20 protein-coding genes are annotated in these 22746 nt (G+C 46.9%); 3 read left to right on the top strand and 17 right to left on the bottom strand.

Annotated features, from left to right (window positions below; translation table 11 throughout):
- Position 1 precedes the first annotated feature (1 nt).
- Together DEF47_RS09090 and tpiA are read left to right on the top strand one after the other, a co-directional pair.
- Positions 2-646, top strand: a complete 645-nt coding sequence (locus tag DEF47_RS09090; RefSeq protein ID WP_012189472.1) for a zinc metalloprotease — start codon at positions 2-4, stop codon at positions 644-646.
- Positions 647-664: 18 nt separating this feature from the next.
- Positions 665-1417: a triose-phosphate isomerase gene (gene tpiA, locus DEF47_RS09085; protein WP_012189471.1), complete on the top strand. Its 753-nt coding sequence runs from the start codon at positions 665-667 to the stop codon at positions 1415-1417.
- A 271-nt stretch (positions 1418-1688) separates the two neighbouring features.
- Here the strand turns inward: tpiA and DEF47_RS09080 are convergent, their stop codons facing one another.
- From DEF47_RS09080 to DEF47_RS09025, 12 genes are all read right to left on the bottom strand, one after another.
- The gene (locus DEF47_RS09080; RefSeq protein ID WP_012189470.1) at positions 1689-2942 is read right to left on the bottom strand and encodes a TM1812 family CRISPR-associated protein; all 1254 of its coding nucleotides are present in this window, start codon (positions 2940-2942) and stop codon (positions 1689-1691) included.
- 279 nt (positions 2943-3221) lie between these two features.
- The gene (locus DEF47_RS09075; RefSeq protein WP_012189469.1) at positions 3222-5009 is read right to left on the bottom strand and encodes a reverse transcriptase/maturase family protein; all 1788 of its coding nucleotides are present in this window, start codon (positions 5007-5009) and stop codon (positions 3222-3224) included.
- A gap of 514 nt (positions 5010-5523) precedes the next feature.
- Complete coding sequence (locus DEF47_RS09070) at positions 5524-7683, bottom strand: TIGR03986 family type III CRISPR-associated RAMP protein (protein ID WP_012189468.1); 2160 nt, start codon at positions 7681-7683, stop codon at positions 5524-5526.
- On the bottom strand, positions 7680-8330 hold the full coding sequence (gene csx19, locus DEF47_RS09065; RefSeq protein WP_012189467.1) for a type III-D CRISPR-associated protein Csx19: 651 nt from the start codon (positions 8328-8330) through the stop codon (positions 7680-7682). Before csx19 ends, DEF47_RS09070 begins: the two co-directional genes overlap by 4 nt.
- Complete coding sequence (locus tag DEF47_RS09060) at positions 8327-9868, bottom strand: RAMP superfamily CRISPR-associated protein (RefSeq protein WP_012189466.1); 1542 nt, start codon at positions 9866-9868, stop codon at positions 8327-8329. The genes csx19 and DEF47_RS09060 overlap by 4 nt, the downstream gene beginning before the upstream one ends.
- Positions 9865-11445 (bottom strand): RAMP superfamily CRISPR-associated protein, encoded by a 1581-nt coding sequence (locus DEF47_RS09055; protein ID WP_012189465.1) that lies wholly within the window; start codon positions 11443-11445, stop codon positions 9865-9867. The genes DEF47_RS09060 and DEF47_RS09055 overlap by 4 nt, the downstream gene beginning before the upstream one ends.
- Positions 11442-12128 carry an RAMP superfamily CRISPR-associated protein gene (locus tag DEF47_RS09050; RefSeq protein WP_012189464.1) on the bottom strand — a complete coding sequence of 229 codons (687 nt, stop codon included), beginning with the start codon at positions 12126-12128 and terminating at the stop codon, positions 11442-11444. Before DEF47_RS09050 ends, DEF47_RS09055 begins: the two co-directional genes overlap by 4 nt.
- A complete protein-coding gene (locus DEF47_RS09045) occupies positions 12125-13708 on the bottom strand; it encodes a Cas10/Cmr2 second palm domain-containing protein (protein ID WP_012189463.1) in 1584 nt (527 codons plus the stop codon). Before DEF47_RS09045 ends, DEF47_RS09050 begins: the two co-directional genes overlap by 4 nt.
- Before the next feature lie 367 nt (positions 13709-14075).
- Positions 14076-14579: a hypothetical protein gene (locus DEF47_RS09040; RefSeq protein WP_041304354.1), complete on the bottom strand. Its 504-nt coding sequence runs from the start codon at positions 14577-14579 to the stop codon at positions 14076-14078.
- 21 nt (positions 14580-14600) lie between these two features.
- Positions 14601-15614, bottom strand: coding sequence for an anti-sigma factor family protein (locus tag DEF47_RS09035; RefSeq protein ID WP_012189461.1), 1014 nt, complete (start codon positions 15612-15614; stop codon positions 14601-14603).
- Positions 15611-16123, bottom strand: a complete 513-nt coding sequence (locus DEF47_RS09030; RefSeq protein WP_012189460.1) for an RNA polymerase sigma factor — start codon at positions 16121-16123, stop codon at positions 15611-15613. The genes DEF47_RS09035 and DEF47_RS09030 overlap by 4 nt, the downstream gene beginning before the upstream one ends.
- A gap of 350 nt (positions 16124-16473) precedes the next feature.
- Complete coding sequence (locus tag DEF47_RS09025) at positions 16474-17043, bottom strand: rhodanese-like domain-containing protein (RefSeq protein ID WP_012189459.1); 570 nt, start codon at positions 17041-17043, stop codon at positions 16474-16476.
- 294 nt (positions 17044-17337) lie between these two features.
- On the opposite strand from DEF47_RS09025, the gene DEF47_RS09020 reads away from it, so the two are divergent.
- Positions 17338-17832 (top strand): hypothetical protein, encoded by a 495-nt coding sequence (locus tag DEF47_RS09020; protein WP_012189458.1) that lies wholly within the window; start codon positions 17338-17340, stop codon positions 17830-17832.
- On the opposite strand, the gene DEF47_RS09015 is transcribed toward DEF47_RS09020, so the two are convergent.
- From DEF47_RS09015 to DEF47_RS08995, 5 genes are all read right to left on the bottom strand, one after another.
- On the bottom strand, positions 17829-18188 hold the full coding sequence (locus tag DEF47_RS09015) for a response regulator (RefSeq protein ID WP_012189457.1): 360 nt from the start codon (positions 18186-18188) through the stop codon (positions 17829-17831). The two genes, DEF47_RS09020 and DEF47_RS09015, sit on opposite strands and share 4 nt — an antisense overlap.
- Positions 18189-18321: 133 nt before the next feature.
- The gene (locus DEF47_RS09010) at positions 18322-19785 is read right to left on the bottom strand and encodes a sensor histidine kinase (protein ID WP_012189456.1); all 1464 of its coding nucleotides are present in this window, start codon (positions 19783-19785) and stop codon (positions 18322-18324) included.
- A gap of 45 nt (positions 19786-19830) precedes the next feature.
- On the bottom strand, positions 19831-20736 hold the full coding sequence (locus DEF47_RS09005; RefSeq protein ID WP_012189455.1) for an NAD(P)-dependent oxidoreductase: 906 nt from the start codon (positions 20734-20736) through the stop codon (positions 19831-19833).
- A 25-nt stretch (positions 20737-20761) separates the two neighbouring features.
- Positions 20762-21304 (bottom strand): carboxymuconolactone decarboxylase family protein, encoded by a 543-nt coding sequence (locus DEF47_RS09000; RefSeq protein ID WP_012189454.1) that lies wholly within the window; start codon positions 21302-21304, stop codon positions 20762-20764.
- Positions 21305-21422: 118 nt separating this feature from the next.
- Positions 21423-22736: a peptidase MA family metallohydrolase gene (locus tag DEF47_RS08995; protein WP_012189453.1), complete on the bottom strand. Its 1314-nt coding sequence runs from the start codon at positions 22734-22736 to the stop codon at positions 21423-21425.
- Positions 22737-22746: the final 10 nt, after the last annotated feature.

Genomic DNA, 22746 nt, shown 5'->3' with positions numbered 1-22746 from the left:
AATGTTTAATCCACAGGCTGGCTATCCATTTCGCTCAGATAACAAACCCCGCAACGAACTTTTTGAATTTGCCAAGGCTTGGCTGGGCACAACCCTGGCTTTTGCCTTGGTATATCGAAATATTATGCCATTGCGTGATGCCGTGATTATTATGGGGATTGCCGCTGGCCTTGGCATCGTCATCCACGAATTGGCCCATCGCGTCGTTGCGCGGCGCTTTGGCAGCGAAGCGCATTTTTTTGCCAACGATGCCATGTTGGTGATTTCGGTGCTGCTGGCATTAACTGGATTTATCTTTGCCGCACCTGGGGCTGTGCATCATCGTGGTTATTTGACCAAAAAACAGCTTGGGTTGGTGGCAGCGGCTGGGCCAGCCAGCAATATGGTCATCGCGCTGCTTTCGTTGCTGCTCATTCCAATCGCTAATACTCTCAACATCCAATTTCTGTTTAAGATTTCCGTCTACAGCTATGTGGTCAATTCACTACTGGGGATTTTTAATATGATCCCTTATGGGCCATTGGATGGCGCTAAAATTATGGACTGGGACATGCGGGCATTTATTGCCATGGCCTCAGTTGGCGGGCTGTTGTTTGTTGTACAATACCTGCCGATTGCCACAAACTTATTTGTTTTTGGCTTCTAAAGCTTTTTTGGAGGATGTATGCGCCGACCATTGTTGGCTGGTAATTGGAAAATGCACTACGGGGTCAGTGAGGGTGTGGCCTTAGTCGAAGCACTCAGCGCCGATTTGACCGATCTAACCGATCGTGATGTGTTGGTTTGCCCACCATTCACCTTGTTGGGCAGTTTAGCACCATTACTCGATGGCACTGCCGTGGCCTTGGGTGCGCAAAATATGCACTACGAAGCCAAGGGAGCTTATACTGGCGAAATTGCGCCCCAAATGCTCAAGGAATTGGGCTGTAGCTATGTGATTTTAGGCCATAGCGAACGCCGCCAGTATTTTGGCGAAACTGATGCGTTGATCAATCGCAAAGCCCATGCCGCCTTAGCCAACGGCCTCAAGCCAATCGTGTGTGTTGGCGAAGTCAAAGCCGAACGCGATAGTGGCCAAGCAGAGAGCGTCGTTGTTGGGCAGTTACGCGGCAGTTTGGCTGGATTAAGTGCCGAGCAATTGCGCGGGGTCGTGATTGCCTACGAACCAGTTTGGGCGATTGGCACTGGCGATACAGCCACTCCAGCCGATGCCCAAGCCATGCACGCCCGGATTCGCGCCGAATTGGCCGCGCTCAGCGATCAAGCAACCGCTGATGCGGTGATTATCCAGTATGGTGGCTCGGTCAAGCCTGATAACGTCGATGAATTGATGGCTCAGCCGGATATCGACGGAGCCTTGGTTGGCGGAGCCTCGCTCAAAGCTGCCGATTTCATTCGGATTGTGCGGTTTAAATAGTAGGGGTCAGGGGCTAGGGATCAGGGGTTAGTTCCTGATCCCTTTTTCGATCCACGAAGAACACGAAGCACACGAAGGCTTGATTTTAGCCACGAATTCCACGAATTTCACCAATTATTCTGCTGTGCCACGTACCTGAACCCTAGCCCCTAAGACCCTCTGCGCCTCTGCGTTAAATTCCCCAACCCCCAGTTTTAGCCACAGATTGGCACAGATTATCAAGATGAGGGCAAACCAACTCCTCACACTTCTCCGTTTGAAATTATGCCTGTTAAGGTAATAGTTGATCTAGCATTTCTTCAAGTGAATCCAAATGTGCCTGTAACTTAGCTGCTTCTTTGGCCTTGGGTCGATCATAACCACAATGAGCAATATCATTCCTTATATTACGAATTGAATCCCATACATCTGCAATACCTTGAGCATGTTGCTTTAAACGACTACTTGGCTGAATATCAGGTATCTTTGGAGTATTACTAGGGGGTATAAAATTGTTAATGTAACGGCTAAGTTTATCACGCTCTTTATACGAAAAACTATTAACTGCTGTATCTTGGTAATAATCTGCAAGTGAGACAAGCCATTCTCGAGCTAAAGTTGTTGCTTGAATGGGCAAGCCTTTTTTGATATACCATTTAATCATGTCAAGCTGAATTTTAAGAAATTGAATATCCTTAACCTTAGCTTCTTCATATGTAGCATCAAGTGTCGCTAATGGCCCTCTGTTCAGATCAAATTGCTGATAGGTTTCGGCAATACTATCAAGCAACAAACCAAGTGGTGTTGATTCAGGTCTTGAATCGTTTTTGACCTGTTCAAGCAAGGCTGGCAATTTCGAGGCGGCCCAAGTAGTGCCAACTGGCCGTGCCGCTAGCAACTCTTGCGAGAAAGCTTCAAGTTGCTTGGCAAATTGCTCAACTGGCTCACCACCGAGATTCTTGGCAAGTGCAGCTAAGTTTTCCACTCGGCCCGTTTGTTGAAACGTACTGACGGCGGTTGTCCAATCCAAAATTCTAGCAAAGACTGATAAATCTCGCATATATGTTGGTGATGTTCCAGGTATAAATTCTCCATAGACAATTGCCTTTAATTCAGTTTCCCGAATTTTTTGAAGATATATATTGGAAAGAAATGCCAGAATTGGGATAGAGCGAAAGCTAAGTGTCACATCAAATACAATCGAATCATGTTTTTTAATAATTTCTTCATCGGTAATTTTGTTAAAAATATCCCAAATATAGCGATCGCTATCATCAGGTGTCTCGATCTTTACTGGATAAACAGGAATATTTGTATCTTGCAATGCTTGTTGCAGATCTTCGAGATGGTTTGCCATTGCTTCCTTCGTTACAAATACACGAACCTCATCAACAGCAAATTTCCTTGCAATTGCATCAGCGACAAAACATGTTTCATAAGGTTCTTCAACATCATGAAATTGATATTTGGTCAACTGATAGCCTTTGGGGTTTTGCTCAGTTTTTCTTACATTACCCAAGAAAGTAATCAACTTTACGGACATCATTAAGCTCCTTTACTTAGCCCATTTGGCCTTAACAAGATTATTATCAGCATGTTCAGTAATAATTACTTTGGCAGGAAAACCTGGCTTCATTGATTTTCCGTCAATATTATCAACTTCTATTCTTATATTGGGGTATACTGGACTTTGAACAATAACCTTCGTACCAATGATCTCAATAACGTAGGGTAGGCGGCTGGCGAGGTACGCTTTGCGTCCTTTTCCATCCGCCCCCCTCCGAACCGGGCATGCGACTTTCACCGCACCCGGCTCTCCAGTGATTTATTTCGTGATTTGCTGTGGTAGTGTTTTTCCAGCATGGATGCGGTGGTGACATTGAGAACAGACTACGAGCGTTTTTCGTTGCCGCGTAATCATGCGTTGCATCCATTGTGGTTTTTCCGTTCGTCCCGATCGCTTTAGGTTGGCAAGCCTGCGGATATGGTGGACTTCCACATCTTCATGGCTTCCACATAGCTCGCATTCTTGCGCTTTCAAGCGTTGGATAATTTCGGTTCCCACATTCCATAGTTGGGGTGGACGTTCATTGAGGATTGCCATTGGATTGCGGCGCAAAGAAATCCCACCAAATTGAGCTATGAGTGGCGGTCGTGCTGGTTGCTCGACGAATACGCGAATGCAGAGCATTCTGCGCCCGTCAGGCAACTGCTGTGTTGCCAGATATTTCCTTCGCATCACGGCACTAGTTGTTTTGTGTTTGGCAGCCAGTGTTTTGAGCAAGGATTGCTTCATAACCCAATGCAGGCGGTGCAAATGCGATACATTGTGGGCAAGCATGTAATATTGCACAATGCCACGATATTCCTGCTGATACGTTGCAATAATAGTAAAGTCGGTTTCGCTCAGCAGTTCGGGTCGGTGGGTAGCCTTCCCGTTTTTCATATAGCGGTTGCATTTCGCAGTAATCGTTGCGCGGGCTACGCGTAACGCGATCCGGCCATTCACAATGCGTCGGTTTCCCGTCTGTTTGCTATTTGCCTGTTGCGTCACGATGTCATAGCCAAGAAAATGGGCTGGATCACTACTTGCGTGCGTGATCAGCGTTTTCTGAGTGGACAGTTTTAATTGGAGATGATCATACAGCCATACATTAATCTGCTGTTTGATCGCCTCTGCTTCCACTTTTGTTCCCGCAAACCCAAGGAGAAAGTCATCGGCATACCGCACATAGCGTAACCGTCGGTAATCAGGATCATGCACATCACGGGAGGGCAGGGTGCGAAGCTCCTTCAGGAGCGGGGTAACGCTTGCGTACTCCCGTTGACGACGTAATTTGCTGATTCGTTGTTCCATCTGTGCATAGGCCGGATTGACTTTCCGTCTCTGCCCTTTGGTATAGGCAGGTATCAGCGTATGTTCGACAAACTGGTCAAATTCATGCAGGTAAATGTTTGCCAAGAGTGGGGAGATTACCCCGCCTTGTGGTGTTCCACTCAGCGTCGGATGATACACCCAATCGTGAAGATATCCTGCCTGCAAGAGTGTCTGGATCAACCGAAGAAAACGGCCATCGTGGATGCGTTTCGCCAATATTGTGAGGAGTGTCGTGTGATTGATCGTGTCAAAATATTGTGCAATATCACCCTCAATAAACCACCGTGTGCCCGTCCAGCAACGCTGAATGGCTTTAAGAGCCGTATGGCATCCACGGTTCGGACGAAAACCATGTGAATGGTCGCTCATTTGGGGGTCGTAATACGCGTCGAGAATGGAGCGTAAGACTTCCTGAACCAACTTATCTGACCATGTAGGAACCCCTAAAGGTCGGGTTTTTCCCGTTGCTTTTGGGATGTAGACCCGTCGTACTGGAGTCCAGCGATAGGTCTCGCGGCGAAGATCGGCGATGATACGATGAATTTTCGCCATTGACATTCCATCAATAGTTTCGTCTGTACTTCCTTTGGTGAGTGCGCCTTGTTTGGTTGCTAGCCGCCCATAGGCACGCAAATAGAGATCCTCATTGAACAATATGCGATAGACACGCGCTAAGGGCAATCCTCGTTGCCCACGATCACGAATGACTGCCAAAATAGTGTCGGCTGTGCGCATCTCGCGCTCCTTTCTACCAGAACAGTCAAAAATCACCTACTCCCCTTCGCCCTGTGTATAGCTTTCCTATACGCCGCAATGGGTCGTTACGCCCACGACTACTATGGGAGTTCCGTCGCCATAGGCCTCGCGACCCGTAGGCGATCCCGTGTTCCAATCGATGACAGACGTACTAGCACCCCGTAGGTTGTCCGTTCGTCTCTTAACCTCCCCGTTGGAGGCTCCACGCTCATCGGCTGTTGATTTCATTGGTACGGCAAATGAGATCAGATGAGCGACACTGGTGATTACCAGGCGTTTTTCCAGGCATGGCTACGGCATATGGATGAGACTAGACTTGATGCAATTCAGCATTAACCATAGAGTGCGGTTCTTGCGGCACGTCGGGGCGCAACGCCTCTGCCCTTTAGCCGCTTTCCAGCCATGCTGCTGTCCCCTTTGTGTTTCCACGCTAGGTAAGGCTGGTGAACCAAGGATATTCGAGCCAATCCCTACCCGTTGAACGGGTGATCTGTCATCGTGTGACACGGCGCACCGTAACCTTTATTGGATCATCTGCGATTGGTGGTCGTGGTAATTCTCGGGGAGGTGGCGGTGCAACTTGCGAAGGTTTTGGCAAAACTCTACGATCATCATATTCATTGATCATTGCTTCCTTATTTTTTTTATCCTCTTGACTTGGCAAAAACGACATCTTGGTATTCCGTTCAATCTCCATATAACGTAAGGCTGAGTCTTCACCACTCGAAAACCCTGCAAATAAAATTCCTTCGCCGTTACGGTAGGCTAACAATGATCTAAGTTGTTGAATTTGTTCGGTCTCCTCAATATCCATACCAAGGTTATCATCAATAAACTTACAAAAGGCATCAATCGCCTTGGTTTGGGTCGCTTGGCTTGATGGTTCAAAACCCGTCTCCCAATTGCCATCACGAGCAAACAAGCGCTGATAGCGCTGTTTGCGGTCAGTCAATTGCAACTCATAATTAATCGCCACTGAACCAAGGCCTAAAGGCTTGCCCATACCCAGTTTAAAGCGATATTTTCCTGCACATGAAGCGAGATCCAGCACCCATAACAACGCCCCTAATTCAACATCGCTCAAATTTTCAAAGCGAATGGTGAATTCAAAAGTTGTGCCTGGGTTTACAGGAGTAATGCAAGTGTATTGGGTTTGAGCTTTTTCAACCTGTTTAATATCGGTCGTATAAGCATTTGAAGGTTGTTGATGCCAATACAGTTTACGCCCACGAATTACAGCACCTTTGGTTGAATAATGCGCTAATTGATCTTGCGCAGGATCTATTTGAACCAAATAATGCTGGAAGGTTGTTGGTTTCGGGCTAGCCAAAATCTGCGGAATGTGTGTTTCTTTTAATACATCACCTTGTTCAGGCGAGAGATGGGCATTACTAAAAAATACCCGCCCGGCTAAGGCTTGCTTTTTTTCTCCCTCTTGAGACAAGCTATTGTTAACGGCAGCCCGATTCTGATCATTTGTTTTGGTTTGACGCACATAACCAAAGATTGATTCGGCCAGATCAGGTATATTTAAGTTACTACTGATTTCAGAAGGGAGACAATCCAAGGCTGATACTGCTTTATCGAGATCATCCCTACGATAAGCCAAACGAAAATTAGGACTATGCCCAAAATAAATAACTTCCCCTTTTTCTTGAGTAGGCTCAATGAAGAAAATAGGACGACCATTTATCAGACATCCTTTTTCGCCTAATAATTTTTGAAATTCAGTCAGATTATTACAGTAGTCATAGATTGCTTGATCATTGATTGTGTATTTATGCTCTTGAGATTTCTCAAAAATAATACAATAATTCTTCCTATTACTATTTCCTTCCTCACCTGTTTCTAACATATTACCACTATTAGTTATAAATCCTTTATTATTCAAATTATTTCTTACTGATATTCTATCTGTTATAAATTTTCTGTGTTCATCAAAATTCGGATTATCAAAATATATTGGCTTATAACCTATAGAAAAATCATTATCATTAAACATAGATATGCCAATTTCTCTGATAATATCGTCGTTCAAGGAATTCCAAGGTTTATACCAACAAAAATTTTTCCCATTAATAACTTTCGCTTTGAATATTACCCATTTATCTCCAATTTTACAAACATACCCTGCCTGAACATTTTTAATTTTATTTTTATAATAGATCCCTATAGATCTCTTATTGTCGGCTACTGCTCGAAAAAAGAATTGAGGATTATCACTCACCCAGCCAACTTTGCTAAAACTAGCAATCTCGACCAAGGAACGAATCATGCCGCGCAACGAGCTAGCCGGAATTACAGGTTGATTGCTATTGGTAGTGGAGAAAAATTGGGGTTTATTTTTCGGGTTGGTTTGTAATACTGCGATTAATTCTTCTAAACTAGCACGTTGGGGAGGATCTACGGGTTGGGCATTTTGTTGCGACGCTGCAAATTCGCTGGCAGTTAATCCGCTGCGAATATAGAGATCCGTTTCCGTTGTCAGTTTACAGTCAATTTGCCCAGTATTTCTATTATTAGCATACCTAGCGTGATCGATCTTATCTTTATCAGGATCAAGCGTGATAACCCGATCCGGTAGGGGCACAAAATTGTAAGGCGCAATTGCAATACGGTTATCATTTTCTATCTTACGAATGTGCTTTTTCATACTTCAGCTCCTTGAGTTTGCCAACGCAAATCAACATAGCGGCTAGCGCGAATTGTGGCGATTCCATGTTCATCGAATTCGATTGAATGGTGCAACACCAACTGGGCTGGTCGCCAATCGGCTTCTGTTCGCTCAAACTGAAGTTTGGCTTTAAATTGGCGTTGCCCATTAGGTTTTTGCTCGATTTGATAAGCAACACCGTTGCTTTTTTGGGCATTACAAGTCGCCAAATCCAAGGGGATTAAGTGGTGCATGCCTTGGTTGCCATCAGTCAAAAATGTCCAATCACCAACGGCCTCGGCATGGGTTCCCCATAATATTTGCGTTTCATCAATAATATTCGCACTATCGCGAATAATGTGGCTACCCCATTGATCATCGTCGCGCCAGATTGAAAGTTGGGCTTGCTCACCAAAAATCAACATTTGCTGCAAGGTTTCTGAGCGAAATGGGGTATAACTGGCTTGAATCGCCTCGTTATAGCCTTGAAGATCGGATTTTTCATACATAATCAGCCGATCAGCATCAAATTTGCCCCAAATAACTCCATCGATCGCAAATGCTAGCAACCACTTAAATGTCAAACCCTGAATTGTGCTAGCTTGATCAGGAATGAAGTGCTGAATAATCTCGCTTAGTGATTTCATGAGGACGCTCCGATCGCTTCAACATACATTTGTAATTGATCTCGCTTGCCAGTTCCTGTTATATGCAATGAACCGATACCATCAGTGGCTTGCTTGAAGCAAAATTCAGCACCATCGACGGTTAACGTGGCCTCAAGCCCTTGAAGTCGCCCGCGCCCGATGCTACTGGTTCCGCCAATCGCCAAATCGCCAGTCCACAAATCCTTGAGCAATAACAGCAACAAGCCAACTTCAGCCTGATTAAATTTAGGCGTTGGCTTAGGATCAGGCTGTGGCGTATCTTCTGGTTTTTGCTGATCTTGTTGGGCTTCTTTTTTTGGTCGGGGTGGTTTGATCGAAATTTCAAGCGTGACGCAAGTTTGGTCGGTTTTCCACACCGGCATTTCGCTGAACAGCGCCCCATCAAACGCACCACCCGTAAAGCGATCAATTGCAATGCGGTTTTGCACTAATGGTTCAGTCGCAGGGTGCTGAATAATGCTATCTTTGATCATGATTCGGCTGGCCTGTGCTTTAGCTTGCTGCTCTATAACAAAGCCAAATAACTCATCAAGTTGCTGCTCGGCAGTTGCCACTTTCAAAGTATTCAAAATGCGTAAAGCCCGATGGCGCAAAACCCCAGCCCAACTTGTACCAGGAATAACGGGCTGCAACGTGCCATCAACCCGTGTTTGCAAATGCACAGGATCGGGAATCTTCTTGGATACAGTCTGATCATCCGGATTATTGATCAGATCTTCTAGATTATTGGTTTGGAGAGCCGAACGAATTAACATCGCATCATCAGCAAAGGTAAAATTTGCTGTAAGCGTTACCGGATAGCGGCTGGCATCGGCAGGTTGGAACCCAAAATAGTCATAGAGATTAGAATGTTGCGCAGCGGTAGGAATAGGGTTCTTATCATCACGCTCAAGCCAGCCAAAAATTTCAGTAGGCTTGGTCATATCTATTTCATAAATATCCCAACCTTTAACGCTACATTGCCCCAATCCACGATTTTTCTTCATGCCAAGGCTAATTTGGCCCGTCTGAAGGCCATGCAAAGCTTGAACTACTAATGGCAACAGATTGATAGTTGGTACTTCTTCCAGTACAATAAATTCAAGCTCTAAGCTAAAGCACGTTCCGGCTGGCAACACCTCTAAATCATATTTTGCCTGATCAGCAGCAGTTCTGGTGGCATGGTCAATCCGCACCCCATCGCGTAATTCAGCCTGAATCGGCTCACGACTGACTGCATCACTAATCAAGAGCCGACTTTGCCCAAAATATTCACCAACCTCTTCATCACCGATACAGCCAAATAATTTATCAATCGCTGTGTCATCTTTGGTTATATCTTTTAAATAACTGCGTAAAGCCCCAGCCAAACTACTACCTGGCAAAAGCGCCTTTTGCGGCTCACAACTATCGCGCAGAATCATCATATCAATAATTGGGTCGCTATCACCATTACTGAAGACCGCCGCACTTGTAAGCACTAGCTCGGCCTTGAAAATAATCCGTTTACGAATGATACGAGTTGCATTAATACTCATTGTTGTGGCGCTCCATCTGCTGGCTTGTTGGCATTAAGCTGTTTGCGGGCTTGTTTGGCGACCGACATCACTAAGCGCAAGGTGTATTCATCACGTAATTCTGAAGGAATTTCCAGCGGTTTTGGTAAATTCAAATGTTCATCCCAGTCAATTGGCTTCGTTTTATTAGCAAGATCTTTGAGCCAATCCAACAACGACTGTTGGTTAATTCTCGCGCGTTCAAATTGATTTTGAGCATTTGTAGGCAGACTTCCAACCAAATCATTTAATCCCGTTAAGCCCCTTTTGCCAATATTATTGCGTGCAGTCAGCCATAAACGTGCTAGTTGCGTGCTGGTAATCGTCCCAGCATCAATGGAATACGTTTGGGCTAATGTGACTAAACGCTGGTCTAACCGCTGGCGAATAATCCGTTCTTTGATCAGGTTGAGTTGCGGATTATCGATGGGTTCTGAAGGTATTGAGGCTGGTTGGGTTGTTGGCTGCGCTGAATCAGCAGATTTTGGCTTGGATTTGATTACTAAAGGAGTAAATTTGCCTTGATTATCAGTTTGTGGCCGCCAATTAATCGCAATCCGCCCAAAACCTTCATTGCGCCGCTCACCAATCCCCTGTTCAAGCCACGTTTGATAATGTTGACTGAGGTCACCTTTAACTACAAAAACGCTGCCCATAGCAATTGCTGGCACTTGAGGCAACGGCAAGCCCCACTTGCGATTAAAGCCACCGATAATGGTGCTAGCAATATTGGAATATTCCGGAACTGGCTTGAGACCTAACTTGCCAGCCAAATCAGTTGTATATTGCCCTTGCTGATCGCGAATTAGCATATCGCTCAGCAAGGTAATCGTATTCAGAGAGCTATCAATTTTAGTTGGAGTGTATTCCGCCCAATCTGAAACTGCTTCAAACTCAATCCGCACTTTGCCATAGCCTGCACTGCGCGAACCGCCGAGCCAGAGGAACGATTGCGATTGCTTAAGCAGGCTTTGAATTTCAGCAGCATCTGTATCCAATTCACACAAAATATAGCCAATAAAGCCTTGGCCTGGAGCAATTGCCTCGTAGCGAAAAACTGCGCCGCTACCCGAAGTTGCCCGGCCCTTTTGGCGATCTCGCGCCGTATGAATATTCAAGACCGTTTTAACAGAATCAGCAAGATGCAGTGCTTGGGCTGAATCCAAGCAACCAAAACGCCACTTAAACGATCGATGCTCAGATTTATCGTGTAAATCGCTATCGAGATACTGCTTTGTACTACTATCCCATAAACCTTGACTTAGCTCAGCTCGTTTCTTGCTGCGCAATGATTTTGGCAACGGCAAACAGCGTGCTTCGTCAATCGCGCAATAGCCATTTAAAAAGCGGGTTTGAGGGCTAAAAAATAAACGTTTAGCCGTAGGATCATCAAGTAAGTCAGCAGTGCTTTGTTTTTTTTGTTGATACAGCCCAATTAATGCGCCACGAATTGCGCTGCCAGGAATATAATCAAACGACACGCTACTATTGGGATCACCTTGTAACGAAGTAATTAAAAGTGGTTGCTCGGTTGTAATGGTATATTTCAATGAAATCATGCTTCAACTCCCAGTAATTGCTTCAATGTAGAAAAATTATTTGGCTTATTATGTTCATCTCTATCATGCTGGTTCGCTGAGGAATGATCGATCAAGCAGCATTTAACTCGGCCACGGCCACGATTGCGCTGTGTGCCCAAACGCCGTAACAAACGACAACTGAGATCTAATAATTCTTTGGCTGCTGGTTCTAAATCTTGTTTGCAATCAATTATAGATTCAAAGGTTAATCCATGAATAACTGCCCGTTGCGACCGTAAACTATGTGGCTTTGCCACTCCTGTAGCATTCTCAATCGCAGTTTGGCGACGAATAACGGTTAATGCATTGAGTATTTCATGGGTTGGTAATTCATAGCTTTTAAGCGTATTCTGAATCGCTAATGGTAAAATCGCATCACTAAAATGCAAGCGTGATTCTTTTCTAGCTACACTCCCACCAACTCCAAATAATTGGTCACGCATTCGTCGAATTTCATCAAATTCAGGATTAGAATTAGATTCAATTCCAGCAATAAAGGTATCGCATTCATCACAAAGCAAACCTTTGAGCGTGCGTCCGCGCAAGAATGGAAATCCATACTGATCATATTCAACTTCTTGATCAATTAAACCAACAATGCCATCACCAGTCCCAAAAGTTGTATCGCTCAATAGTGTAATTTTGATTGTGTAGCTGCTCATCGGGCCTCCAACGGATAATAAAAATCAAGTAATTCAATTGGATCAAAGTACATACATACGTTATCAATCCATCCTCGATTAATATCAATCTTGTATAATTTTTCAAATTCAGCGACTTTATCTGAGCCTTGGCGTAGAACTTCGCGCAGTTGCATTATTTTATTTTTCTTATCAGTCCATTCGCTCGATCGGAGGTTATCAATAATTTCTGCTACCGAATTCCAATCAACCATATCTGATGGCGCATTCTCAGTAATTGAAACTGGACGTAGACTCAGTGATGCACCAGAAGTTGTTTGATATTCACGCTCACGAATCTCTCCCAATGATCCAGTAATTCCAGTCATGGCAATTTGCCAATCGATTGCTGAGGCCTTATGGTCGCCAATTTTCTGCTTAGCCGAGCTACACAACTGTTCGGCTAAATCGTAGGCTCGCGCAAAAGGGTAGTGGGCCTTAACAATTGCGATCCCAGCACACCCATGCAAGTTTTCGGGAGCACTTGCTTGGTTAAACGCTTGGAGAAACTTAATCGCGAGGGCAATTCCCAGCCGTCCATCACACACAAAGGTCACATCATCGCCACCATAAATAATTGGCCGAAACGGCAGAAATGTTTGATCTCCTTGTCGTGTATCGTTTAAATAGAAAAACTGTTCAGACTCATTTTCTAACGACGGAAATCGAAAAGCTTTTTTAGGAGGCTTTTTATCAGACAGAATGCTTGCTTTAAGCTCTTTCGTATCAATAATTTGTTTTATAACAAGCCTTACACATTCCTGTAAAGCTTTTTTGCTTGCGCATCTCACTAGCTCAGATAATTTGCGTACTTTTTCTAAATACCCTTGGTCATCATCCCGATATTTTTGCTGAATTGCTGCAAAGCGCTTGCCCATACCATTGCCATCAATATGCACCACGGCGATATAGCTATGTTCATGTTCACTCCGCCCAAGGTTATCGAAATCGTAGGGAAATACATATTTTTTAGCTTGCTCAGCACTAAGTAATGTTTCATCCAACCTGTCGTTTGCATCTTTAAGTGAAACCAATTTTGCAGCAACCGCATGCGAAACTGGATACAACTCTGGTGCTTCTTTATCGGTAGCTCGATTAAAACCTGTTGCGGGCATACCGGTTGATTGGCAAAAGGCATTCACTGCAAGGCCAAGACTGGGTGTTTGGGTTGGGGTTGTCTGCTTCTTAAGGCGCATCTGTGCGAGCGCCTGCCGATGAGTTTCATTTAAATTCTCATTCCAGGCTTGATGTACCACCAAACAGCGCAAATCGGGAGCTTCACGCAATAGTTTTTCGCTCCATGTGCGGGTAAATTGAACCGCTAATTCACTGTTAGCAAATAATAGCCGCGTATTACCGCCACCACTCCAAAGAATTTGGGCAGCGGGAAGTTCTTTTGGTGGTAATAGAGGCTCAGCTTCCGAGAAACCATATTCTTGTAACCAAGTATCAGTCACTTGATCAACGAGATGTGATGCGCCAATTTGTTCACGTAGGCGGTTACTGCCAAAGATGTACTGTTGAATTCCACTGGTTTCGATCAACACTAAAACTGGAGTCATATGGGGGAATCCTCCGTAACACTCCAAAAGAGGGTAATGGAGTAAATGAGTAACCAGATTATATCAAAAACTATCAACAAAACCTAGTTATTAAAAGACTAAAATAACCTTTAAGTAGTCAATAGATGTTAGGAATTATGGAGGTTATCATATTGCATGAATTGAGGGGTTATACTAGCTCAAAGTTGGAGGTAAACAAAACACAACAAATCGTTCCGCTGGCGCATAGACTTCAACGAATAGCCCTATTTGACTCTATAAAATCCCGCCCGCAAGGCGAGGAAATACAGCCCATCACGCACAGTGAAATGCCCCTCGCCCACTATAGCGGGCAAGGGGCATGGACTTACCTAGAATAGCAATCCAACTATTCGATAGCTCCCTGAATAAGCATAGGGAGAAACTGAATACCCTGCGTCGCACGCTGTGGTTGGACGATAATCGACATTTGCGAACCTCCCTCAGTGGCTATCAGGTGGACACCCGAACTGGTTGTAAGCGGAATAGTGAGGGTTGTCTGGCAATAATTAGCATAGCAGCCAAGCTGCCCAATTGGCTGAGCATCAAGTGTCACCACAAATGAACGAGCAGATTCGTTATACAACCCACCACTACATTGAATAAAACCGCCAGATCCTTGAATTACGATTGGATCGCCTGCATGGGGCGTAGTGGAAGAAATGGTCTGTAGGGTCGGCCATATGATCACTTCGGTCTCGCCTGGCGGGCAATTTCCCTGCTCAAAGGCAATAATTGGCTGGGTAAAAGCCGCTGTATTGGTGGTTGGCAAGCCAATCGTTAGGATTAAGCTAATCGCCAACCAATAGCGGCTCAATCCGTCGATCGGTTTTAGAAATCGTTTCAGCAACATACAAACTCCTGTGTATATATATTAATGATTCCGGTTAGTACGCTGATCGTCCGAGGTTGGCGTAGGACTGAGCAATTGAGTCGTTGATAACGGCGATGGAACCACCTTGCTCGTGGCGGTTGGGCTAGCAGGTGGGTTGGGTGTACCAATTGCCGTTGGCATCACGGGAGTGCCAATCGCCGTTGGCGGGTTGGGTGTACCAATTGCCGTTGGCAGGTTGGGTGTGCCAATCGCCGTTGGTGGGTTGGGTGTGCCAATCGCCGTTGGCAATTGCGGCGCTTGCGGAACCGTCGTTGGCAGAACGGGAGCCGTAGTCGGTGGAATTGCGGTTGAAAGCTCCTGACTTGGTACTATGGGAATCGTCGTTGGCAAAACGGCGGTTGAAGGCTCCTCGGTTGGCTGCGGCATCGTCGTGGGCAATGGCTCCTGTGTCACAATCGGGATCATGGTTTGTGCTGGCAAAGCTTGAGTTGGAGGGACGATTGGACGAACCTGGGTTGGTAGCGGATTGGCGATAATCGGCGAGATGGTTATCGCTGTTTCCAAGGGATGCGCGACCTTGGTGGGGTTTGTCGTACTCAGACGCTCAGGGTGTTGCGAAGCTGGGGTCAGGGTGGGTGTAGCTGGCTTTTCGGCTATAAACTGAGTTACTGTAGCCAAGCTCGTACCGTTATATGCTTGCTCTAATCCACGTTCAGTCGCTGGTAGAAACCACCGAATACTAGCAAACCACACGCATCCGATTAGAATCAGCGCGGCAAAACCCAAGGCGAGCAGGCGACGTGATTGCCCAAATCGCGGCGCGTTGTTGGTAAGGCCAATAAGACGCGAGCGGGTGGCGACGCGTAGCGCTACTGGCGGGTACGCAGTAGTCTTACCAAGCAACTCAAACCACTGTTCTGTCTGAGTTTCGAGATCGGCCACCAGCAACCGACATGCATCACAGGTCGTTAAATGCGCCTCAATTGCCACAGCATCTGCTGGTGTCAACGCTGTATGTTGTGCTAGCTGAAGCCGAATATCACCGCAGTTCACGAGCCTTCCTCCTTGGTATACAGATCGCGGAAGTGATGACGGGCACGATGCAGGCGTACACGCACCGTTGAGACATTTTCATCCAGCATTGCCGCAATTTCGCTCGGGCTAAGGCCAACACAGTGGGCTAAGATGAGCAGTTCGGCTTCACGTCGGTTTAGGCGCACAAGACAATCACGCACATCATGAGCAGTTGCAATTGCTTGATCATGGGATGGTGTACTTGTCTGAAAGGGTAGCCAACGCCAGCGACGCTTGCGCCGCAGCATATCAATCACCAAATTGCCGCCAATCCGACAGAGCCATGCGTAGGGGTATAGCGGAAGTGTCTGAGTACGCAAGGCAACAAGCGCCCGGGCAAACGTATCTTGCACGATATCTGCTGCTTGTTCCTCATCCCCAATCAATCGCACAAGATACCGAAATAGCGCGAGGTGATAGTTCTCAAACCACTCGGCTAAGCATTCCCTTAGGGCAGCCTCGGCCAGCGGCGCTGCGTCAACTACCATAGATGATCCTTACATTCAGATCGAAAAACTGCCTTTAAAGACGAAGAAGGTAGCCCAATCATTTCATGAAGGCCCAAATCAATATTTATTGAGTATTTGAATCGAGGGCTGAGTCTGAAAAATTAACATTTAGAGGTTTACCAAGAGGTGATTTGCGGCCTTATCAGAGTTTTGGCATATCCCAATAATCACAATTGGACGCAATGACAAACGAAAAAATAAAAGATCAAATTGATTGAAGACTATTAAACGGCATGAAATTCTGCGCTGCCACTCCGGCTATCCGCGAATTCCATGCCGTTTGGGTATCCTAATTATCTATCTGTACGATTTCGATAGCTGATCCTAAGTTAGGCAACTTCGTTTTGGATTGGCGTAAAGCTAGGTTGACAGGTTGTTTGGCGATTGTAAGGCAATTTGCTAAGCAGCATGCCCATGGCACAACTATCGGTCAGCGCCGAATAGGTCAAGCCAGCACCCATAAACGCTGCAACCCAGCGCAATGGTGGCCACAACAGGCTCCCAAGCATACTCGCCAACACAATACTACCGGCCAAGCCACGCACTTGGCGATCCAAGGCCCAACGTTGGCGGCCTTGCTTAACTGGCTCGTTGGCCGCTTGCCACGCCTGAATTCCACCCTCTAAAATATGTAAATTTGGCAAATTGACGTGTTGTAATAAGGCTGCTGCTTGACGAGCGCGATTGCCACTGCGGCAGACCAACACCACCGGATGCTTGAGGCTTTCGCTCAGTTGTTGGCGCTGCTGCTCAATTTGATCAAGCACAACATTTAGGCTGCCATCGATATGCACACTTTCAAATTCAGCAGCAGTCCGCACATCCAGCAACACCAAATCATTCCCCGCTTGCAGTTGTTGCTTTAACTGTTGAACATTAACCATCAAAGGTAATTCCATGAACAAAACTCCATAATCACTAAACTAAAGCTGTAGACACTCTCATCGCAAAGCTGCGCTTCCGTAGTTTAGAGATGCTGGTTGCTTGTCAAAGGTTACATGGTTGATGCTTGTGGGACAAAGCAGTAGGTTGATTATAATCCAACCTAGCATTGATTATCTAAAAGCAATGCAATCGATTTGATCACTACCGCATGCAGAGCATCAAGTTAATAGCCTGATTGATTGCTTGTTGGTATCTTTTTTGCTATAGTGGCGGGTAATTTCTAAAAACTTGGTTAATTGAGGCATTTGATGCGTACATTTGTGGTCTATTTATTATTTTGCTTGCTAGTCGGTTGTGGTCAGCCCGATCAAGTTGCGACGACACAACCAACCTTGGGGCTGATTCTGAGCAATCCAACGGCAACGCCCGTGGCAATCAGCCCAAGTGCAGCTCCTGCCAGCGGTGCAATCAATCCCACTCAAGCGGTGGCTAGCACGCCAAGCATCAGCGCCGACGATTGGCAAAGTCAATATCGGGCTTGGATTGAAGAAGCCCGCCAAACCCATCCCTATAGCGAAAGCAGCGAGGTTATGTGGAATGTAATGATCTGCGAATCCAGCGGTAATCCCACGATTCAAGGCCCAGGCGGGCTAACTGGCTTATTTCAATATCAGCCAAGCACCTGGGCTGGAACCTGGAACCCCTATCGTGATCAACCAATTACCGATGCCCGCGCCCAGATTTTTGCCACTGCCAAAGCCTGGCACGATGGCAACCAACAATGGTGGGGCGTGTGCCTTTAGTTCTGCATAATCGTTTCAATTGTGTCAAACAGAATATCCAAAGTAAAGGGTTTAAACAAAAATTGCCCATACAGCTGGGTCTGGTCACGGCAATCAACGGCGCTCATAAACACAAATGGCGGCGAGGTTGCGCCAAATTCGCGCTGTACCAATTCGGCCATTTTGATCCCGTCCATAAACGGCATCATCACATCGGTCAACACTAAGGCTGGCTTAATGCGCTGGGCCAATTCGAGGCCACGTCGCCCATCATAAGCCACATCGACCGTATAACCTTCATCTCGCAGCGCATCGGCGATCATGTCTGCGATTGAATCTTCATCATCAACGATTAATATATGTTTTCCAGCAACCACACAAAGACTCCTTTTATCGCCGTGGGACATTGCAACGCCAATGATCGCGGATCATTAGCGTTTGCTCCTCGGAACACTTTAAAATGCATAAACCAGACCACGTAGCAAGATCCAGGCCAATAGGTCGTGAATGTTATTCGTTTGATTCAACGGGAAGGCTTACGGTAAGACAACTACCACGGCCTAGGCCTTCCGATTCAACAACAATACTGCCGCCATGCGCTCGCACAACAGCCCGAACAGTATACAAACCAAGACCAGTGCCACCAACCCGTTGCGTATGCCGCCCACGCGTAAAGCGCTCGAAAATTCGCTCAAGATCTTGGGGATCGATACCAAGGCCCGCATCGCGAATGCTCAGCAGCACTTGGTCGTGCTCAAGCTCTAAGCGTACATCGATATTGGTATCATCGGCGCTATATTTCAGGGCATTATCGAGCAAATTCCAAATCACTCGCTCCATCCAAATTGGGTCAACCCGCACCAACGGCCTAGCTAGAAGCTCCACGTTGATGCGGGGATTAGCTAAACCGCCATTGATCGTGGCAATTAATTGGCCGACCAACTCACCAAAATCCAATAAGCATGGGCTGATTAAGGTTTCGCCAGCGTTGATTCGCGCAACATCAACCAATAACGACAGATAATCACGCATACGATCGGATTGAGCGATAATTGATTGCAAGCGATTTAACTCGCGTTCGCTGCGATTTTCAGTTTTAGCCCGCCGCAACAGCAAATCGGCACTGCCACGAATCGTCGTCAGGGGATTTTTTAAATCATGCACGATAGTAGCAATGGCATTATCGCGATCACTTTCTTGCAATTTCCAGCCAGTGATATCTTGAAAGACGGCGACCGCGCCGATCAAATTACCGCGATTATCGTGAATCGGCGAGGTATTAGCCAAAATTGGAATTTCACTGCCATCGGGGCGACGCAAAATTAAATCATGTTTGAGAAATGGCTCCCCAGTGCGCAGCACGCGGGCAATCCCCGAATCGCCAGCCGGCAAGCGCGTGCCATCAGGTTTATACAGGCCAAAATGGCTATAACCCTCAACTGGCACCGAATGCAGTGGGTGTTGCCACAATTGCTCGGCCTGACGATTGGCCAAAATCAACTGACCATCAGGCGCTAAACCGACAACGACACCTTCTGGCAACACATCGATAATGCTTTGCAACAACGATTGATGCAGATCACCAAGGTTTTCGTGCTCATGCGGCTCGACATAGCTGGTGCGCAAACGCCCGATCCAGCCTTCCAGCAAGGCCTGAATAATCATTACTTGAGCTGGGCTGAAATTGTGCGCAGGATTAAATTTGGCGGCGTAAAACGCTTCATAAACAAAAATCAAGGTAGCTTTTTCGACGTTTAATGCCTGCTCAGCGCTCATCATCAGGCCTTCGGGCTGGCCTGCGCTTGGCGTAACACAATGATATTCACCAGAAGCAGTGCGGCTCCAAATCGTTACGTCAACTTGAAATGCCGCACTCAGTGATTGAGCCAAGGCAACCAACGATTGTGGCGCTTCGGTTGTGATCCGGCGCGAAAAGTCTTCAATCATAGCCCATTCGCGACTGGTTATATTCATTCAGGGTTCCTTCCACATATCGTTTAGTTGCAAGGCAGGTTTGGCTTATTCCGAGTTTGGTTTGATCGTGCGTCCGATAATTGCTTCGTAGCGCTGGGCTAGAGCGGTGTAATCCGAGCGTGGGTCAAGCGCTTTTTGGGCGATCCACATTTGTTGGGCAAGGCCACCAGCCCACAATGGCACACCACTGGCGCGGGCGGTATCAAGCACGGCGTTTAAATCTTTGGCCAATAATTCAGCCGCAAAGCCTTTGTTGTAATCGCCGCTAAACACGGTTTCAGGCAGCCAACGCTCTAATAAATAGTTTGAGGCGGTGGCATTCAACAACACATTGCGAATCGTTTCAGCTTCAACCCCGTTGGCAACACCAAAGGCTAAGGCTTCGATATTGGCCATGGCAATAATGCTGATCGCCAGATTATTGCAAAGCTTAACGACTGAGCCAGAACCACTAGCGCCAATGTAGCTGACCGCACCGCCCAGTACCTCCAAAACTGCTTGGCAGCGCTCGAATGTGCTTGGTTCGCCGCCCACCATAATCGCCAACTCGCCAGTTTTAGCACGGGCTGGGCCACCACTAACTGGCGCATCGAGCATGGCAATTTGGCGTTCGGCAAGTTTGGCAGCAATCGCCCGACTGGCGGTGGGGGCAATTGTGCTCATATCAATACAGATGCTGCCCGCCGCCATGCCATATGCAGCACCATTCGTGCCAAGCAATGCGGCCTCAACTTGGGGCGCATCAGGCACCATCGTAATCACAATATCGCTGTTTTCGCCCAACGCTTGGTAGCTTTCGGCGATGATTGCCCCTTGCAAAGCCAACTGTTCAGCAGCTTCGCGCCGTTGATGCACGCCAACCGTCAATTGATAGCCTGCTTGGAGCAAATTCGACGCCATCGGAGCACCCATCGCGCCCAAGCCAATCAGGCCAATTCGTGGTTTTTGCATGATTATTCCTCAATACCCAAGCCAATTATGCTTCCGGCCAACCTGGCTCAGTAATCGCCATATCCAAGGCATCGTTGAAGCGATTAAACATCGAAAAAAGGCTGGTCGTGGCGGTTAATTCCACAATTTCGCCTTCATCAAAATGCTCACGCAAACTCGACCATAGTTCATCGCTGATGCCTTTGGCATTCAAGGTTACTTGTTCGGCATAGCGCAAAGCCACCCGTTCGCGCTCAGTCCAACGTGGATCATCGGGCGATTGCAAGGCATCAATATTTTCTTGCAAAAGCCCAAGGTTGCGCAAAATCGTCGAGTGCGAGGTTAAACAATAGGAGCATTCGTTTAATTGCGATGTGCGTACCACCACCATCTCTTTTAGGCGTAAATCGAGCGTACCAGTGCTCAATACAGCACTCATTAAATTGCTGGCGGCGATCATCATTTCAGGGCGGCGAGCAAACGTGCGAAACATATTTGGCACATTGCCGCGCTTGGCAAAAAAGCCCTCGAATACTTTCAGCGATTCAGGATCAACTTCGTTAGGCGCAAGTGGTTTTAATCGGGGCATTGCAATGAACCTCCACTAGTTTGAATAAGGACAACTCACCAAATTATAAACAAACCCGCCCGATTGCAAGCACAATCATACAGGCGGGTTGCTGCGTTAGAATCAGCCAAATCCAGCTTTAGTAGCGTGGTTGGCGACTGCTGCGAATAATCCAAATCGTACCAAAAACGATCAAGAGCAAGCCCCCAATCCCTGCTAGCCAAATCCACAAGGGCACTGATGGGGTTGCCGCTGGACTATTGGGTGCGCTTGGGTTGCTAGGAGCTGAGGATCGTGGTTGTTCGCTAAATCGATCAGCTGGAGCGGTATCGTCGGGCAAGATTTGGGCTGGGCCAGAGCCTTGCGCTTCAGGCAAGGTGCTGCGCCATTCGCTATCCAAGGTATCAAGGCTACGATTCAAGACAGTTTGCACCGCCACATCATCGGTTACGCCACTTTTAAATTGAGCGACGAGTTTGGTAATCGCCTCGATGCCATAAGTTGATTCGATGTAACGCACCACACTTTCGCTTTGGGCATACGAAAGCAGGGCTTTTTCAGGGTCGGAAGGAAAATTCGAGGCCAAAGCACGTAACGGAATCAACTCGCCATTTTCGGCAGCCCGCTCAACCATTTGCTTAAAGCCAGCGTCGGGCGAATCTTGGTTGGCAACCGCCAAACCTTCATCGAACCAAACTGGCATACCACCATAATTATTGTTGGTTGCTTGATGCAGCACCAAATGGCTTAATTCATGCGGCACTAAACGACCTAATTCAGCGTCATCGCCAGCATCAATCGACCCAATAATCAAGCCAAGGTCAGGCCGTGCTTGACCGCCAATCCAATCGGCTGAGTTGGGTGGCAAAGCGCCGCGCATATCGCGGGTATTGCTATAAATCGAGATCGTCATGGGATCTTCGACCGAACCGCCAATCCGCTGCTCAAGCCGATCAAGCCCACCAAGTGCGCTATCGAGCAAATCTTGTCCCCATTGCTCATCGCCATCATACCAGCGCACAGTGATCCCACGTGAGCTTTTTTCTTGCCAATTGAAACGGGTATCTTGATATTGGACTGATTGCTCAGGTGTTTCAGTAATCGTGCCATCTTCGGCAACCAGCTGCCATTTATAGCGCACCGTCACGCCAACTGGCAAAAATTCAATGCTGGTATCGCGGGTAAAACTGGCCTCAATCGAGCTACCAGGTTGCCATTTGGCCTCGGCCTCGGTGTAAGCTGGCACATCGCCTGGCTGCACACCCAAGGCATATAAAAACGTCACTTCGCGAATTGGCGAACTTGATTCAGCTTCAAGCTCAAAAACCACATTTTCGCCAAAGCTGCTTGTTGCTTGGTTACGCGAGATTTTGGCTGGCTCAGCCGCCTGAGCCGTAGCCTGAAACCCCAGCACAAACAAACATGCTAGCATCCACAACACTACTCGTCGCATATAAACCTCA

It is taken from the genome of Herpetosiphon sp. (assembly GCF_003512625.1).
GTDB classification, from domain to species: domain Bacteria; phylum Chloroflexota; class Chloroflexia; order Chloroflexales; family Herpetosiphonaceae; genus Herpetosiphon; species Herpetosiphon aurantiacus.
Note: the sequence above shows the minus strand (reverse complement) of the source record. Positions and strands in the feature narration are given on the sequence as shown.

Bases quoted from the DNA above. Each gene is read 5' to 3' on its own strand.
- DEF47_RS09090 (WP_012189472.1), top strand. From the start codon at position 2: ATGTTTAATCCACAGGCTGGCTATCCATTTCGCTCAGATAACAAACCC.
- tpiA (WP_012189471.1), top strand. From the start codon at position 665: ATGCGCCGACCATTGTTGGCTGGTAATTGGAAAATGCACTACGGGGTC.
- DEF47_RS09080 (WP_012189470.1), bottom strand. From the start codon at position 2,942: ATGATGTCCGTAAAGTTGATTACTTTCTTGGGTAATGTAAGAAAAACT.
- DEF47_RS09075 (WP_012189469.1), bottom strand. From the start codon at position 5,009: ATGCGCACAGCCGACACTATTTTGGCAGTCATTCGTGATCGTGGGCAA.
- DEF47_RS09070 (WP_012189468.1), bottom strand. From the start codon at position 7,683: ATGAAAAAGCACATTCGTAAGATAGAAAATGATAACCGTATTGCAATT.
- csx19 (WP_012189467.1), bottom strand. From the start codon at position 8,330: ATGAAATCACTAAGCGAGATTATTCAGCACTTCATTCCTGATCAAGCT.
- DEF47_RS09060 (WP_012189466.1), bottom strand. From the start codon at position 9,868: ATGAGTATTAATGCAACTCGTATCATTCGTAAACGGATTATTTTCAAG.
- DEF47_RS09055 (WP_012189465.1), bottom strand. From the start codon at position 11,445: ATGATTTCATTGAAATATACCATTACAACCGAGCAACCACTTTTAATT.
- DEF47_RS09050 (WP_012189464.1), bottom strand. From the start codon at position 12,128: ATGAGCAGCTACACAATCAAAATTACACTATTGAGCGATACAACTTTT.
- DEF47_RS09045 (WP_012189463.1), bottom strand. From the start codon at position 13,708: ATGACTCCAGTTTTAGTGTTGATCGAAACCAGTGGAATTCAACAGTAC.
- DEF47_RS09040 (WP_041304354.1), bottom strand. From the start codon at position 14,579: ATGTTGCTGAAACGATTTCTAAAACCGATCGACGGATTGAGCCGCTAT.
- DEF47_RS09030 (WP_012189460.1), bottom strand. From the start codon at position 16,123: ATGGTAGTTGACGCAGCGCCGCTGGCCGAGGCTGCCCTAAGGGAATGC.
- DEF47_RS09025 (WP_012189459.1), bottom strand. From the start codon at position 17,043: ATGGAATTACCTTTGATGGTTAATGTTCAACAGTTAAAGCAACAACTG.
- DEF47_RS09020 (WP_012189458.1), top strand. From the start codon at position 17,338: ATGCGTACATTTGTGGTCTATTTATTATTTTGCTTGCTAGTCGGTTGT.
- DEF47_RS09010 (WP_012189456.1), bottom strand. From the start codon at position 19,785: ATGAATATAACCAGTCGCGAATGGGCTATGATTGAAGACTTTTCGCGC.
- DEF47_RS09005 (WP_012189455.1), bottom strand. From the start codon at position 20,736: ATGCAAAAACCACGAATTGGCCTGATTGGCTTGGGCGCGATGGGTGCT.
- DEF47_RS09000 (WP_012189454.1), bottom strand. From the start codon at position 21,304: ATGCCCCGATTAAAACCACTTGCGCCTAACGAAGTTGATCCTGAATCG.
- DEF47_RS08995 (WP_012189453.1), bottom strand. From the start codon at position 22,736: ATGCGACGAGTAGTGTTGTGGATGCTAGCATGTTTGTTTGTGCTGGGG.